The sequence below is a fragment of the Microbispora sp. NBC_01389 genome (genome assembly GCF_045040095.1).
Lineage (GTDB): Bacteria > Actinomycetota > Actinomycetes > Streptosporangiales > Streptosporangiaceae > Microbispora.
Window position 1 is genome coordinate 4,012,435 of the sequence record NZ_CP109552.1, and the last position, 14,831, is coordinate 4,027,265.

A 14,831-nucleotide genomic window follows, 5' to 3' on the forward strand; every position below is an offset into this window, starting at 1 on the left:
ACTACTCCTTGGTCAGATGTGAGGGGGTGTTCATGAGAGGTGAGGTCGTCATGTGCGGTGGGGCCATGCTGAACTCGGGGCCGAATCCGGGGCCGAATCCGGGGCCGAATCCGGGGCTGAACTCGGGGGTGAATTCGGGTCTGCCGCGCACCAGGCGGCTCACCTCGGCCCGCAGGTGCACGAAGGCGGGCAGTTCCCGGGTCCCGATCTGGTCGCGGGGACCGGGCAGGTCCACCCGCAGGTCGGCGGCGACCACGGCGGGCGCCCGGGTCAGCACCACCACCCGGTCGCCGACGTAGACGCTCTCGTCGATGTCGTGGGTGATCAGGACGATCGTCATGCGATGGTGACCGCGTACGGCGAGGACGAGATCCTCCAGGTCCTCGCGGGTCTGGGCGTCGACGGAGCCGAACGGCTCGTCCATCAGCAGCAGCGAGGGACGGTAGGCGAGGGCCCGCGCGATCGCCACCCGCTGCTGCATGCCGCCCGACAGCTGCCAGGGATACTTGGCCGCGGCGCCTTCCAGGCTCACCGCCGCCAGCGCCTCCGCCGCCGCCGTACGGCGGGCCGCCCGGTCGAGGCCGCGCCGCCGCAGCGGCAGCGCCACGTTGTCGCGCACCGACAACCAGGGGAACAACGACCTGCTGTAGTCCTGGAAGACCACCGCGAGGTCGTCGGGCGTCCCGTCGACCGGGCGGCCCTTGACGCGGACCTCCCCGCCGGTCGGCCGTACAAGCCCCGCGATCGACCGCAGGAGCGTCGACTTCCCGCAGCCCGACGGGCCGACGACGCAGACGAGTTCGCCCTCGGAGACCTTGAGGTCGATCCCGCCGAGCGCCCGGTGGGCCTCCGGTCCGCTGCCGTAGGTGTGGGTCAGGTTGACGACATCGAGCACGGTGTCACCTCAGCTTCTCCGCCCGGCACCCCGGTGCCAGGACAGGGCGCGCCGCTCCACGACGAGGAACGACGAGTTGAGGAGGAAGCCGAGGACGCCGAGCAGCGCGATCGTCCCCCACATCCCCGGCAGGTCGAAGTTCTGCTGCGTGTAGATCAGCTCGTAGCCGATCCCGCTGGTCGCGCTGCCCGCGAGTTCGGCGACGACCATGAGGATGAGCGCGAGCGACAGGCTCAGCCGCAGTCCCGCGAAGATCTTCGGCGCCGCCGCCGGCAGGATCACCCGGAAGAGCAGTTCGCCCCGGGACAGGCCGAACACGCGCGCCGTCTCGATGTGGAGGCGGTCCACGTAGCGGGCGCCGTCCACCGAGTTGACCAGGACCGGCCAGATCACGCCGTACACGATGGTGGCGAGCTGCATCCGCGTGTCCGCCTTGAACAGCACGATGAACAGCGGGATGAGCGTCGGCGGCGGGATCGCCCGGCCGAACTCGATCAGCGGGTCCACGTAGCCCGCCAGCGTCCGGGACCGGCCGATCGCGACGCCCAGGGCGATCCCGCCCACGCAGGCGAGCGCCCATCCGCCGAACAGATGACCGAGGCTGGGCAGGAAGTCGGCGATGGCGGCGTCGCTGAGGAAAAGGCGGGCCGGCGGCCCGGAGAACCACAGCTCCCGCAGCCGGGCCAGGATCGCCGACGGCGGCGGGAAGTAGACGGACTCCACCGACCGGGCGGCGGCCTCCCACAGGGCGACGACGACCGGCACCGCCCACATCCGCACGGCGAGCCCGCGCGCCCGGCCGGCCCACCGGCCGCCGCTCACGACGGCGGTCGTGAGCGGCGGGGTCGTCACTGGGGGGGTCGTCACTGGGCCACCCCCGCACGCGCGGCGTGCCAGCGGAACAGGCCGCGTTCGGCCCGGACGAGCAGCGCGTTCACGACCAGGCCGATGAGCCCCGCCCACACCGTGGCCGCCAGCATGAGGTCGATCCGGTAGCCCGATCCCGCCTTGATGATGTACACGCCGATGCCGCCCTCGCCGCCGGAGAGCAGCTCCGCGCTGATGGCCACCACCAGCGCGACCGACGCCGCCAGGCGTACGCCGGTCAGGACGAACGGGGCGGCGCTCGGCAGCGCCACCCGCAGCAGCACGGCCAGGCGGCCGAAGCCGAAGGCCCGCATCGTCTCCCTGGCGACCGGGTCCACATCGTGCAGGCCGTACATGGTGTTGACGAGAACGGGCCAGCACGCGGCGTAGACGACGATCGTGACCTTCACCGCGCCACCGGTGGCCATGATGAGCGTGACCAGGGGGATGAGCGCGATCGAGGGGATCGGCCGGAGGAACTCGATGAGCGGCCGCAGCCCGATCTCCACTTTCGGCAGGCTCCCGAGCAGCACTCCGGCGGGCACGGCCAGCAGGGTCGCGACGAGGAGACCCTCCGCCCACACCTCGACGGTGGCCGAGGCGTCGTGCAGGAACTCGGAATCGACGGCGAGCCCGGCCGCCCCGGCGAGCACGGTGGACGCCAGCGGCATGATCTGGGTGTCCATCAGGCCGGTTCGGCCGGCGATCTCCGCGACGACCAGCAGGACCGCGACGCCGACGGCGCCGCGGACCACTCTGCCGACGGTCATTGCGGCATCGGCACCAGCAGCGGGGTCACGTCCATCTTGGACTTCAGGTAGCCGTACTCCAGCATCAGGTCGGCGACCCGCTGGATGCGCGTCGGGTTGAGAGTGGACGGGTAGGCGCCGAGGGTGATGATGGACGCCGCCTCCGGCTTGATCTGTGTGTAGTCAGGCAGCACCTTCTCCACGGCCTTGCGGTCGGAGTCGGCGATCTGCTGGGCCTTCACGATGGCGCGCTGGAAGGCGGCCATGGTCTTGGGGTACTTCGCCAGGGCGGGCTCGGTCGTGGTCCAGCCCGCGATCGGGAAGTCCGCCATCGCGCCGGTCATCGTGTCGGCGATCTTGCGGGCGCCCATGTCCTTCTGCACGCCGGTCAGGAACGGCTCGGTGAGCCAGGCCGCGTCCACCTGGCCGGACGCGAGCATGCCCGGCGCCTGGGGGAAGGGCACCGGGACGTACTGGACGTCCTTGGGGGACAGCCCGTTGGCCCGCAGGGTCGAGGCGACGGCGAGCTCGCCGATGCTGTTCAGCGCCGCGACGGTGACCTTCTTGCCCTTGAGGTCCTTGACCGACTGGATCGGTGAGTCCTTCTTGACCACGATGTCAAATACGTCCGGTTTGGCCTGGAATGTATCGGCGAGGACGCGGAAGTTCCCCGCTTTCGCCTCCTGCGCCGAAAGCACCGAGAAGTAGTTGCCGAGCGTGATGTCCGTCGCGCCGCTCACGAGCTTCGGGATGGCGACGATGGTGCTCTGGACCACTTCGGGCTCTATGGTCAGCCCCTCGGCCTTGAAGAAGCCCTGCTTGATCGCGATGAACAGCGCCGCGACGTCGGCGATGGGGAGAATACCGACTTTGAGGGTGGTTTTCTCCAGTCCGTTGTCGCCGGACGATGTCGTCTGTGTGTCCGCACCGCTACAGGCGGTAAGTGTCAACGCTGCTATGACGCCAATGACGGTTCTGCGACCCGTCAGCCTCATGGAGTCTCCTCAGATGGGGGAAGCGAGGCGCCCGGTGCGAGAGATGGCGGCACCGGGCGACGGGCGAGAAGCGTAGCGGGACTTAAACCGGGATAACAGGATTAGGAGCCCTATGTCACCAAACTTGTCAGTAAATCCACTATGCCCCGTAACCTGGGGTGTGGCTGTTTGGACCGATATATGTCCAGAACTTGATTCGGAAACGCTGAGCGCCGGTTGATGTCACTCGCGAAAGGCTTTCCCGATGCATCGCCGCACGAAACTTCCGGCCGTTGGACCGTGCCAAATTATCTGACAGGTTGGTCTATCTCGTCGCCTTATGCTCCAATTGCCGATGTCTTGTGGGAGGTATCCCGAGTGATAGGCCCGAATCCCATCTCGAGAACCGCGTGAGGTTGCATCAGTGAGGACGGCAACAGTCGAGAGCGGTCGTCGTAGTGAACGGAAGCCGCCCCCGCTGCCGGCCGGCTCCGAGGCGTCCGCGGGGGAGTTGGGGGAGCAACCGGCGCAGCCGGAGCCGCCCGGGCAGGGCGCCGGTAGCCGTCTGGCGCTGAAGAACTGGCGGATGCGCACCCGGCTGCTGGCGTTGATCCTGGTGCCGACCGCCGTCGCGGTCACGCTGGGCGGCCTGCGGGTGTCCTCCTCGATCAGCAGCGCGGCCGAGTACCGCCGGGTGCAGGACGTCGCCGAACTGGTCCTCGGCATCGGCGACTTCGTCCACGAGCTGCAGCTCGAACGCGACCTGACGGCCCGTTACGTGGGGACGGACCGCCGTGGCGGGGCGACCCTCTCGCTGATCCACGACCAGCAGTCGGCGGTCGACGCGGCGGCGCAGCGGGTGCGGTCGAAGGCGGAGACCGCGGGCGCCGCGTTCGGCGACATCGGCCGCGCCGATCTCGTCCGCCTGCGCGGCCGCCTCGACGAGCTGCCCGCGCTGCGCACCACGATCCTGGAGAGCAAGCTTCCCGCGCTGCCCGCGATCGAGAAGTACTCCCAGGTCGCCGCCGACGCCCTGCGGCTGTACGACGAGACCGTGCAGGGCGCGGTGGACGAGGGCGTCATCGCCGGTCTGAAGTCGATGGCCTCGCTCGCGCGGACCGAGGAGGAGGTCTCCAAGCAGCGCGCGCTGCTCGCCGCCGCGCTGGTCCGGAACCGGTTCGAGAACGCGGAGATCGACGCGTTCACCGCCGCCCGCGCCCGCGAGGTCAGCGAGCGCAACGCGTTCCTCGCCCAGGCCACGGCCGCGCAGCGCCAGCTCTTCTCGGACACCGTGACGGGCCAGAAGGTCGACCGGGCCGAATACCTGCGCGCCCTCGCCCTGAGCCTCACCCGCGACGGCCTGCCGCTGCACCGCGTCGAGCCCGGCGGACAGGCCGCGGACACCTGGTTCGACGCGATCACCGAGACCGGCGACCAGATGCACAAGGTCAACCTCGCGCTCGCCCGCGCGGTGATCACGCGCAGCGAGGAGTTCCAGGCGTCGGACCAGAGGGTCGCCGCGATCAACGTGGTCCTGGTCGTCGCCGTCCTGCTGGTGGTCTTGGTCATCACCCTGGTCATGGCCCGCTCGGTCGTCCGGCCGCTGCGGCGGCTGCGCAGCGAGGCGCTGGAGGTCGCCGGGCACCGGCTGCCCGGCCTCGTCCAGCGCCTCCGCGAGTCCGACTCCGCCGGCTCTCAGCAGGTGCAGCCGATCGGGGTGCTGTCGGCGGACGAGATCGGCGAGGTGGCGCGGGCCTTCGACGAGGTCCACCGTGAGGCCGTACGGCTGGCGGGCGACGAGGCCCGGCTCCGCGGCAACGTCAACGCGATGTTCGTGAACCTGTCGCGGCGTACGCAGACCCTGGTGGAGCGGCAGATCACCCTGATCGACGGGCTGGAGCAGGGCGAGCAGGACGAGGAACGGCTCGCGAACCTGTTCAAGCTCGACCATCTCGCCACCCGCATGCGCCGCAACAGTGAGAACCTGCTGGTCCTCGCCGGGCAGGAGACCGCCCGCCGCTGGAGCCGGCCCGTCGAGATCACCGACGTTCTGCGGGCGTCGCTGTCGGAGGTCGAGGGCTACGAGCGGGTGGTGCTGAACTTCCCCTCGGACGTCTCGATCGCCGGCCAGGCCGTCAACGACATCATTCACCTGATGGCGGAGCTGGTGGAGAACGCGCTGTCGTTCTCCGCCCGCGACACCCGGGTGGTCGTCTCCGGCAACCGGATCGACGGCGGCGGCGTGATGATCTCCGTCACCGACTCCGGCATCGGGATGACCGCCGAGGAGATCTCCCAGGCCAACTGGAGGCTGGCGAACCCGCCGGTGGTGGACGTGTCGGTGTCCCGCCGGATGGGCCTGTTCGTGGTCGGCCGCCTCGGCATGCGCCACGGCATCCGGGTGCAGCTCAGGCCGCACGACGGGGGAGGGCTGACCGCCATGGTCCTGCTGCCGGAGAGCCTCATGGGCGGCGCGTCGTACCCGGAGCAGGCCTACGCGGGAGCCTTCGCGCCCGCCTGGAGCGGGCAGCCCGGCCAGTCGTCCGGCTGGAACGGCCGCCCGCAGGGGCTTCCCGCGCCGGCGGCGCAGGCGGCGCTCCCCGCCGCCCGGCAGCCGGGGATGTTCTCGCGGACACGCCCGTTCGACCCCCTGCCCGGCGAGGCGACCGGTCCGATTCCCGCCGTCTCCGGCCCCGCCTTCCCCGATCCCGCTTTCTCCGGGTCCCCCTTCTCCGGGTCGGCCTTCTCCGCTCCCGCCTTCCCCGATCCCGCCGTCTCGGGTCCGATCGGGGCCCAGTCCGGAGCGTTCTCCGTCAACACAGGGCCGGTCCCGATGCCCTCCGGACCGGGTGCCGCCCAGACCGGCCCCACGCAGTTCGGCCCCACGCAGTTCGGCCCCGCGCAGACCGGACCGGTGTACGGAGCGCCGGTGGGAACGGGCGGAGCGCCGCCGGCGCCGCCGGCTGAGGAGTTCCTGCCGATCTTCGCCTCCGTCGAGTCGGCGTGGTTCCGCCGTACGCCCGCCACCGACACCGGCCCGGCGGACTGGCAGCGTGAGCAGGCCACGGACGCGGGATGGCAGGCCGCCGCCGCGGCCGCCGAGAAGCCGGCCTGGGAGGGCACGACGACGTCCGGCCTGCCGAAGCGGGTCCCGAAGGCCAACCTGGTGCCCGGCTCGGCGGACTCGACCGGGCCGCAGCAGCCGCAGGCGGCACAGACACAGCAGACACAGCAGACGCCGCAGACGCCGCAGACGCCGCGGCCGCCCCTGTCGCCGGACCGGGCGCGCAGCCGCCTGTCCAGCTTCCAGCAGGGCGTACGGCAGGGGCGGGCGGTGGCCCGGGGCGAGTTGAGTGAGGACGAGGGCTATCCGACGAAGAAAGGGGACGGCGCATGAGGGAGTTGAGCCAGGGTGCACGCGGCCTGAACTGGCTGATCAGTGATTTCGTGAGTGCGGTCCCGGGTGTGGCGCACACCGTGGTGGTGTCGGCCGACGGGTTGCCTCTGGCGTTCTCGAACGGGTTTCCCAAGGATCGGGCGGATCAGCTGGCGGCGGTGGCCGCCGGGTTGATCAGTCTGACGCAGGGGGCCTCCCGGGTGTTCGAGGGCGGTCCCGTGGTGCAGACGGTCGTGGAGATGCAGCGGGGGTTGTTGCTGATCATGTCGGTCAGTGACGGGTCGTGTCTGGCGGTGCTGGCGGCGGCCGACTCCGATCTGGGTCTGGTGGCCTATCAGATGACGTTGCTGGTGGAGCGTGCGGGGCAGGTGCTGACCCCTGCGGTCCGGGCCGAGCTGCAGGCGTCCCACCCGCGGAGGTGACGCATGGACCCTTGGGGACAGCGGCCCGGCGGCCCGCTCCCGGAGGAGCCGCCCTCCCCGGTGCGCCCGTTCACCGTCACCGGCGGGCGTACGACGCCACGTATGCAGCTCGCGCTGGAGGCACTGGTCTCCTCCGCCACGACCACGCACTACGACCTGTCCACGAGGCCGCCGGAGCATCGGGCCATCGCCTCCCTGTGCCGTCAGGTGCGGTCGGTGGCCGAGGTGTCGGCGTTGTTGCGGATTCCGCTGGGTGTGGTTCGTGTGGTGATCGCGGACATGGCGGCGGAGGGGTTGGTGCATGTGCATCAGCCGCAGTTGGAGGCGGGTAAGCCGGATCTGAACTTGCTGGAAAGGGTGCTCAGTGGACTTCGCAGGCTCTAGCCGGGGGCTGACCTCGACGAAGATCGTGGTCGCGGGGGGTTTCGGTGTGGGCAAGACGACTTTCGTGGGGGCGGTGTCGGAGATCGTGCCGCTGACGACGGAGGCGGTGATGACCGACGCGTCGGCGGGTGTGGATGATGTGGGGCTGGTGCCGCACAAGACGACCACGACGGTGGCGATGGACTTCGGGCGGGTGTCGCTGGATCGGGATCTGATCCTTTATCTGTTCGGCACGCCGGGTCAGCATCGGTTCTGGTTCATGTGGGATGACCTGGTGCGGGGGGCGATCGGTGCGGTGGTGCTGGTCGACACCCGGCGGTTGGCCGACAGTTTTCCCGCGGTGGACTACTTCGAGGAGGCGCGGCTGCCGTTCGTCGTCGGCGTCAACGGCTTCGACGGGCAGTACACCCACTCGGAGGACGAACTGCGGGAGGCGCTCACGATCTCACCCGGGGTCCCGATCGTCCGTACGGACGCCCGGGACCGGGGATCGGTGAAGAGCGCCCTGATCACGCTCGTCGAGCACGCCCTGACATCGCACGTCGGCGCGCTCCGGTGACGACCCGGCGCCGCCGTCCGGCGATCTCACCACGGCGGCGCGGGCGTGAACGCCGTACGGGCGGATAGTCTGGGGAGACTGATGGTTCACCGACCCGTCCACTCGCTTCGAGGCTGGCCAAACACGTGTTCGAGACGCTTTCCGACCGGCTGACTTCGGTCTTCTCCTCCCTTCGGTCCAAAGGCAGGCTTTCCGACGCCGACATCGACGCGACCTGCCGCGAGATCCGCATCGCGCTTCTTGAGGCGGACGTCGCGCTGCCGGTCGTGAAGGACTTCGTGGCCCGGATCAAGGAGCGGGCCCGCGGCGCCGAGGTCTCCCAGGCGCTGAACCCCGCCCAGCAGGTCGTGAAGATCGTCAACGACGAGCTGATCGAGGTGCTGGGCGGCGAGACGCGGCGGCTGCGCTACGCCAAGAACCCGCCGACCGTCGTCATGCTGGCCGGTCTCCAGGGCTCGGGCAAGACGACCCTCGCCGGCAAGCTCGCCAGATGGCTGCGGGACCAGGGGCACGCCCCGCTGCTCGTGGCCTGCGACCTGCAGCGCCCCAACGCCGTGCAGCAGCTCGCCGTCATGGCCGAGCGGGCTGGAGTGGCGGTGTACGCCCCCGAGCCCGGCAACGGCGTGGGCGACCCGGTCGCGGTGGCGCGGCAGTCGCTGGACCACGCACGGCGCCAGCAGCACGACGTGGTCATCGTCGACACCGCCGGCCGTCTCGGCATCGACCAGGAGCTGATGAAGCAGGCCGCCGACATCCGCGACGCGGTCACGCCGGACGAGGTCCTGTTCGTGCTCGACGCGATGATCGGCCAGGACGCGGTGAGCACCGCCCGCGCCTTCATGGACGGCGTCGGCTTCGACGGCGTCGTGCTGACCAAGCTCGACGGCGACGCCCGCGGCGGCGCGGCCCTGTCGGTGCGGCACGTCACCGGCCGGCCGATCATGTTCGCCAGCACCGGTGAGAAGCTTGAGGACTTCGACGCCTTCCACCCCGACCGGATGGCGGGCCGCATCCTCGACATGGGTGACATCCTCACCCTGATCGAGCAGGCGCAGAAGACGTTCGACGAGCAGGAGGCCGCCAAGATGGCGGGCAAGCTCGTCTCCGGCGACGGCTTCACCCTCGACGACTTCCTCGAGCAGATGATGATGGTCCGCCGCATGGGGCCCATCAAGAACCTGCTCGGCATGATGCCGGGCATGGGCCAGATGCGCGAGCAGCTCAACCAGGTCGACGACCGCGACCTGGACCGCGTCGCCGCCGTCATCCGCTCGATGACCCCCGCTGAGCGGCAGGATCCGAAGATCATCAACGGCTCCCGCCGGGCGCGCATCGCCAAGGGCTCCGGAGTGACGGTCACCGAGGTGAACAACCTGGTCGTCCGGTTCTTCGAGGCGCAGAAGATGATGAAGCGGATGACCCAGGGCATGGGCATCCCGGGCATGCCCGGCGGGCGCAAGCAGAAGGCGCAGAAGCCCAAGAAGGGCCGCCGCGTCAGCGGCGACCCCCGCAAGGCCGCGCTCGGCAAGGCCGGGGCGAACGCCGCCTCGGACGGCTCGGACGGCTCGGACGAGCCGAAGCTGCCCAAGGGCCTGCTCGGCAACCTCGGGAACGGCGGTCAGCTGCCCCCCGGCCTGGAGCTTCCGCCCGGCTTCGACCCCTCCAAGCTCAAGCTGCCCGGCCAGAATTAACGGGTGGCCGGGCGTCCGGTGAGGGTCAGAGACCGGCGCCGGGGGCCATCGGCCTGGCGTCGATCCGGCCGTCGTCGCAGACCGTGGCGCTGAACGGGACCTCCAGGTGCGCCACCTCGTCCGGTGGGATGATCATCAGCCGGGCCGAGGCGGGGCACCGGGTCTCGTGCCCGGACGGCACCACCGTCCAGTGCAGCCGCGCGTGCGCGCTCGCGCCGGGCCGCAGCGTGACCCGGTGTGGCGTCACGCTCTCCCGGCGGGTGCGGGTGCGCAGCACGTCGCCCCGGCCGTCGATCAGGACGAGCCCGGTGAAGCCGTAGACCCAGCAGGTCCCGCCCGAGGTGTTGGTCAGCACGAGCGGCGCGTAGCGGTTCCCCGCCCCCGCGTCCTGCCGTCCGACGCGCGCCCGCAGTCCCGTCGTACGGCACCGCGCGGGCTCCTTCGCCGAGGAAGCGGTGGAGGCGGTGGAGTTGGTGGAGTTGGTCGAAGCGGAGGCCGCGCGGACGGTGCCGTGGGCCGGTGCCGATGAGAAGGCCGGTGCCGGGGCGGTGGAGACCATGCCGGCAGCGCCGGCAGCCCTGCCCGTACTCTCGCCGGAGCCTCCGCCCGGGCCGGCGGCCGATGCTCCGACCGCCGATGCTCCGACCGCCGATGCTCCGACCGCCGGGTGCGCGGCGTCGGACAGAGCGTCACCGGTGGACAGGGCGTCACGGGTGGACAGAGCGTAGCCGGTGGACAGCAGGATGGCCGCCGCCGCCGCGACGCCGGCCGTGCTCGTGATTGCTCGCATGCCTGTTGGACGGCCGATCCCGCCGGTCAGTTCGCCTGATCGGGCACCCTTTCCGCGAGGGCGCGTGTCTCCCCGTCTCCGGCGGAGCTTCTCCGGGCCGTCTTCCGGGTCGTCCTCCGGGTCCTTTTCCGGGCGGCCCTTTTCCGGGGTGGGGGAAACCGGGAGCGGCGCCGGGGCCGTCGTTGCCCGAGCACGCGCAATCATCTGGCAGAATGTCAGGCTGGAACATCGTGACCAGGCGGATGCCCTCTCACCTCTGCCGGCCGCGTCTGTCCCTCGAGCGGGCTCCCGTCGTGCCCCACTCGACGAGATACCACTCACCCACGCTCTAATGCAGGAGAGACCACACCCGTGGCAGTCAAGATCAAGCTCAAGCGGCTCGGAATGATCCGCAACCCGCAGTACCGCATCGTCATCGCCGACGCCCGGAGCAAGCGGGACGGCCGGGCGATCGAGGAGATCGGCCTCTACCACCCGAAGGAGAACCCCTCGCGCATCGAGGTGAACTCCGAGCGGGCGCAGTACTGGCTGAGCGTCGGCGCGCAGCCGACCGACCCGGTCCTCAAGATCTTCAAGCTGACCGGCGACTGGCAGAAGTTCAAGGGCGAGCCCGCCCCCGCCACGCCGCTCCTGGTCGCCGAGCCCAAGCCCGACCGGCACGCGGCGTACGAGGCCGCGGCCCGGGAGTCGCTGTCGAGCGACACCGGCGCCGCCGCCACCACGCCGAAGAAGGCCAGGAAGCCTGCGAAGGCCGAAGAGACCACCGAGGCCCCGGCCGCGGAGGAGAAGCCGGAAGGCGAGGCCTGAGGTGCTCGAGGAAGCCCTCGAACACCTGGTCAAGGGCATCGTCGAGCATCCGGACGACGTCCGGGTCCGCGCCCGGCGCATTCGCACCGGGCGCGTTCTCGAGGTCCGGGTTCACCCCGACGACCTCGGCAAGGTGATCGGCCGTGGCGGCCGTACGGCCAGGGCGTTGCGCACAGTCGTCAACGCGCTGTCGGACGGCAAGTACGTGCGGATCGACCTCGTCGACCTTGAAGAGGCGCGCTGAGCCCGCTCCAGCGGCGACGCTCGCGCCCGGGGGACCCCACACCGGGGTCCCCCGGTGTGTTTTCCGGGGCTTTCCGCGGGTCCCCGCGGGACGGCTCTCCCGGCGCCGGGTTTCCCGGGCCGGAAACTGACGAAGAATGGTAGGCGGCACGTGCAGCTAGTCGTGGGCAGGATCGGCCGTCCGCACGGCGTGCGGGGCGAGGTCACGGTCGAGGTGCGCACCGACGACCCCGATTCGCGGTTCGCCCCGGGCGTGACGCTGGTCACCGACCCGGCCTCGGCCGGCCCGGTGACGGTCGAGCGGTCCCGGTGGCACAAGGACATCCTGCTGCTGACCATCGAGGGCGTGGCGAGCCGGGACGCCGCCGAGGCGCTGCGCGGCACCCTGCTCGTCGTGGACTCCGCCGACCTGCCGCCGCTGGAGGACCCCGACGAGTTCCACGACCACGAGCTCATCGGCCTGGCGGTCGTGACGACCGGGGGAGAACGGGTCGGCGAGGTGGGTGACGTCCTCCACCACGGCCAGGACCTTCTGGTGGTGACCCGGCCGTCGCGCGACGACGCGTACATCCCGTTCGTCAAGGCGCTCGTGCCCGAGATCGACCTCGGGAAGGGGATCCTGGTCGTCGACCCTCCGCCCGGGCTGCTCGACACCGAGGCGGAGTAGGAGCGGCCGCATGCGCGTCGACATCATCTCGATCTTCCCGGAGTATTTCGCCCCGCTCGACGTCTCCTTGATGGGCAAGGCGCGCGAGCGCGGCATCCTCGACATCCATCTGCACCAACTCCGCGAATGGACCCACGACGTCCACAAGACGGTGGACGACACGCCGTACGGCGGCGGGCCCGGCATGGTGATGAAGCCGGAGATCTGGGGCGCGGCCGTCGACGCCGTGATCGGGGAGGGACGCGCCGGCTCCGGCGAGGACACGCTGCCCCGGATGATCGTGCCCACCCCGAGCGGACGGCCGTTCACCCAGGAAGTGGCGCTGGAGTACGCCAAGGAGCCGTGGCTGCTGTTCGCGCCCGCGCGGTACGAGGGCATCGACTCCCGGGTCGTGGCCGAGTACGGCGCCCGCCTGCGGGCCGACGAGGTGAGCATCGGCGACTATGTCCTGGCCGGGGGAGAGGCAGCCGTCCTGGTCATGGTCGAGGCCGTGGGCAGGCTGCTGCCCGGAGTCCTCGGCAACGCGCGGTCGGTGGCCGACGACTCCTTCGCCCCCGGCGCCATGGCCAACCTGCTGGAAGGCCCCGTCTACACGAAACCGCCCGTGTGGCGGGGGCACGAGGTGCCCGAGGTCCTCCTGTCGGGTCACCACGGCAGGATCGCCCGGTGGCGGCGGGACGAGGCGCTGCGCCGCACGCTGGAGCGCAGGCCGGAGCTGGCCGCCAGGCTCGACCGGGAGGGCTTCGACAAGCACGACCGGCACGTCGTCGAGGAGTTCGAGGAACGCCGGTCCGCCGCCGTGTCTGGCGGCGAGTCGGGCGGCGCGTTTCGCGCAGCGCCGGAAGATGTGGCAGACTGAGTCGCTGCTGCCTTCTTCCGCATGTCCGGGTGAGTCCCGGTCGAGACGTGGCAGACAAGACGTATCAAGCCAAGCGCGCGTGTCCCCCTCGATGCCGAGCCGCGGCCCGGCCGGGTGGACCTCCGCGTGCTCATGTCAATGAGGAACCGCCGCCATGCACACGCAGATCCAGGAGCTCGAGAAGGCTGCCCTGCGCAGCGACGTACCGGACTTCCGCCCGGGTGACACGCTGGAGGTTCACGTCCGCGTCGTCGAGGGCAACCGGTCCCGTATCCAGGTGTTCAAGGGGTTCGTCCTGCGCCGTCAGGGCGGCGGTATCCGTGAGACGTTCACGGTCCGCAAGGTCAGCTACGGCGTCGGCGTCGAGCGCACCTTCCCGGTCCACAGCCCGGTGATCGAGAAGATCACGCTGGTCACCCGCGGTGACGTCCGCAGGGCCAAGCTGTACTACATGCGTGACCTGCGCGGAAAGGCCGCCCGCATCCGCGAGAAGCGCGACGCGCTGCCGACCGCCAAGTAGGGTCTTGGGGATCGTGGTCCGTGCCTCAGGTGCGGGCCACTTTCTTTTTGGCCGGGGATGCGGTGTCCTCGACGCTCGCCGTCCTGGACATCATCTAGGCTCAGCAGCGTTGGCTAGCGAGGACAGGGGCCGGGCACGAGTCGCCTGTCGAGGACGGGGTGGACGTGGTCGCCGAAGACGTCAAGCAGAACGCCGAGGACGGCAAGAAGAAAGGCTCGTTCTGGCGGGAGTTGCCCGTTCTGATCGTGGTCGCTCTCGCTCTGGCCCTGCTGATCAAGTCTTTCGTGGTCCAGGCGTTCTACATCCCGTCGGGGTCGATGGAGAACACGCTCCTCATCAACGACCGGGTTCTGGTCAACAAACTCGTCTACCGCGTACGCGACATCGCGCGCGGTGACGTCGTCGTGTTCTCCGGAGTGGACTCCTGGGACCCCGAGGTGCAGATAGAGAAGCCGTCGAACCCCGTCGTCGGGGCCATGCGCTGGATCGGCACGGCCTTCGGAATGGTCCCGGGGGAGAAGGACTACATCAAGCGGGTCATCGGCGTGCCCGGAGACAAGGTCAAGTGCTGCGACGCCCAGGGCCGTGTCACCGTGAACGGCGTGCCGCTCGACGAGAAGTCGTACCTGTACCCGGGCAACGCGCCGTCGGACCGGCCGTTCGAGGTCACCGTGCCGCCGGGCCGCCTCTGGGTCATGGGCGACCACCGTTCGCTCTCCTGGGACTCCCGCCTGCACACCGGTGACCCGGGCGGCGGTACGATCCCCGCCGACAAGGTGATCGGGCGCGCGTTCGTCATCGTCTGGCCGTTCGACCGAGCCAAGATCCTGCCGATCCCGGACACGTTCGGGCAGCCGGGCTTCCAGGCCGCCGCCGGGGCCGCGCCGTTCGTGGCGGGCCTCGCCGGGGCCGTGCCGCTGGTCGCCGTGGGCCGCCGGATGGGCCGCCGGACGGGCCGCCGGATGGGCCGCGGGTTCGGGCGCAGGCTGAGGCGGCGGTAGGGCGGA

16 protein-coding genes are annotated in these 14,831 nt (G+C 70.5%); 11 read left to right on the forward strand and 5 right to left on the reverse strand.

Going from position 1 to position 14,831, the window contains the following annotated elements; genetic code table 11:
• Nucleotide 1: 1 nt before the first annotated feature.
• Genes OG344_RS18085 through OG344_RS18100 form a run of 4 tightly spaced genes read right to left on the reverse strand, consistent with a single transcriptional unit; the run spans nt 2 to nt 3,461 of the window.
• A complete protein-coding gene (locus OG344_RS18085; protein WP_405084108.1) occupies nt 2–895 on the reverse strand; it encodes an ABC transporter ATP-binding protein in 894 nt (297 codons plus the stop codon).
• 9 nt (nt 896–904) lie between these two features.
• The gene (locus tag OG344_RS18090; protein WP_405084109.1) at nt 905–1,762 is read right to left on the reverse strand and encodes an ABC transporter permease; all 858 of its coding nucleotides are present in this window, start codon (nt 1,760–1,762) and stop codon (nt 905–907) included.
• A complete protein-coding gene (locus OG344_RS18095) occupies nt 1,759–2,532 on the reverse strand; it encodes an ABC transporter permease (RefSeq protein WP_327044471.1) in 774 nt (257 codons plus the stop codon). The genes OG344_RS18090 and OG344_RS18095 overlap by 4 nt, the downstream gene beginning before the upstream one ends.
• Nucleotides 2,529–3,461: an ABC transporter substrate-binding protein gene (locus OG344_RS18100; protein WP_405084110.1), complete on the reverse strand. Its 933-nt coding sequence runs from the start codon at nt 3,459–3,461 to the stop codon at nt 2,529–2,531. The genes OG344_RS18095 and OG344_RS18100 overlap by 4 nt, the downstream gene beginning before the upstream one ends.
• A gap of 448 nt (nt 3,462–3,909) precedes the next feature.
• On the opposite strand from OG344_RS18100, the gene OG344_RS18105 reads away from it, so the two are divergent.
• The 5 genes from OG344_RS18105 to ffh all read left to right on the forward strand — a co-directional run bounded on the left by OG344_RS18105 (nt 3,910) and on the right by ffh (nt 9,938).
• Entirely contained in the window at nt 3,910–6,882 is a 2,973-nt protein-coding gene (locus OG344_RS18105) for a nitrate- and nitrite sensing domain-containing protein (protein ID WP_405084111.1), read from the forward strand.
• A 5-nt stretch (nt 6,883–6,887) separates the two neighbouring features.
• Nucleotides 6,888–7,304 carry a roadblock/LC7 domain-containing protein gene (locus OG344_RS18110; RefSeq protein ID WP_327049533.1) on the forward strand — a complete coding sequence of 139 codons (417 nt, stop codon included), beginning with the start codon at nt 6,888–6,890 and terminating at the stop codon, nt 7,302–7,304.
• A 3-nt stretch (nt 7,305–7,307) separates the two neighbouring features.
• Nucleotides 7,308–7,688, forward strand: a complete 381-nt coding sequence (locus OG344_RS18115; protein ID WP_327044474.1) for a DUF742 domain-containing protein — start codon at nt 7,308–7,310, stop codon at nt 7,686–7,688.
• Nucleotides 7,689–7,695: 7 nt separating this feature from the next.
• Nucleotides 7,696–8,247 (forward strand): ATP/GTP-binding protein, encoded by a 552-nt coding sequence (locus tag OG344_RS18120; protein WP_327049534.1) that lies wholly within the window; start codon nt 7,696–7,698, stop codon nt 8,245–8,247.
• Nucleotides 8,248–8,372: 125 nt separating this feature from the next.
• Entirely contained in the window at nt 8,373–9,938 is a 1,566-nt protein-coding gene (ffh, locus tag OG344_RS18125; protein WP_405084112.1) for a signal recognition particle protein, read from the forward strand.
• A 25-nt stretch (nt 9,939–9,963) separates the two neighbouring features.
• On the opposite strand, the gene OG344_RS18130 is transcribed toward ffh, so the two are convergent.
• Complete coding sequence (locus OG344_RS18130; RefSeq protein ID WP_405084113.1) at nt 9,964–10,728, reverse strand: DUF4232 domain-containing protein; 765 nt, start codon at nt 10,726–10,728, stop codon at nt 9,964–9,966.
• Nucleotides 10,729–11,079: 351 nt separating this feature from the next.
• On the opposite strand from OG344_RS18130, the gene rpsP reads away from it, so the two are divergent.
• From rpsP to lepB, 6 genes are all read left to right on the forward strand, one after another.
• Nucleotides 11,080–11,535, forward strand: coding sequence for a 30S ribosomal protein S16 (gene rpsP / locus OG344_RS18135; protein WP_405084114.1), 456 nt, complete (start codon nt 11,080–11,082; stop codon nt 11,533–11,535).
• 1 nt (nt 11,536) lies between these two features.
• Nucleotides 11,537–11,779 carry an RNA-binding protein gene (locus OG344_RS18140; RefSeq protein WP_117409795.1) on the forward strand — a complete coding sequence of 81 codons (243 nt, stop codon included), beginning with the start codon at nt 11,537–11,539 and terminating at the stop codon, nt 11,777–11,779.
• Between the two features lie 150 nt (nt 11,780–11,929).
• A complete protein-coding gene (rimM, locus tag OG344_RS18145; RefSeq protein WP_327044478.1) occupies nt 11,930–12,445 on the forward strand; it encodes a ribosome maturation factor RimM in 516 nt (171 codons plus the stop codon).
• 10 nt (nt 12,446–12,455) lie between these two features.
• Nucleotides 12,456–13,304 (forward strand): tRNA (guanosine(37)-N1)-methyltransferase TrmD, encoded by an 849-nt coding sequence (gene trmD / locus OG344_RS18150; protein WP_327044479.1) that lies wholly within the window; start codon nt 12,456–12,458, stop codon nt 13,302–13,304.
• Between the two features lie 154 nt (nt 13,305–13,458).
• Entirely contained in the window at nt 13,459–13,824 is a 366-nt protein-coding gene (rplS, locus tag OG344_RS18155; protein ID WP_327044480.1) for a 50S ribosomal protein L19, read from the forward strand.
• A gap of 164 nt (nt 13,825–13,988) precedes the next feature.
• Nucleotides 13,989–14,825 (forward strand): signal peptidase I, encoded by an 837-nt coding sequence (gene lepB, locus OG344_RS18160; RefSeq protein WP_405084115.1) that lies wholly within the window; start codon nt 13,989–13,991, stop codon nt 14,823–14,825.
• The last annotated feature ends 6 nt before the right edge of the window (nt 14,826–14,831 follow it).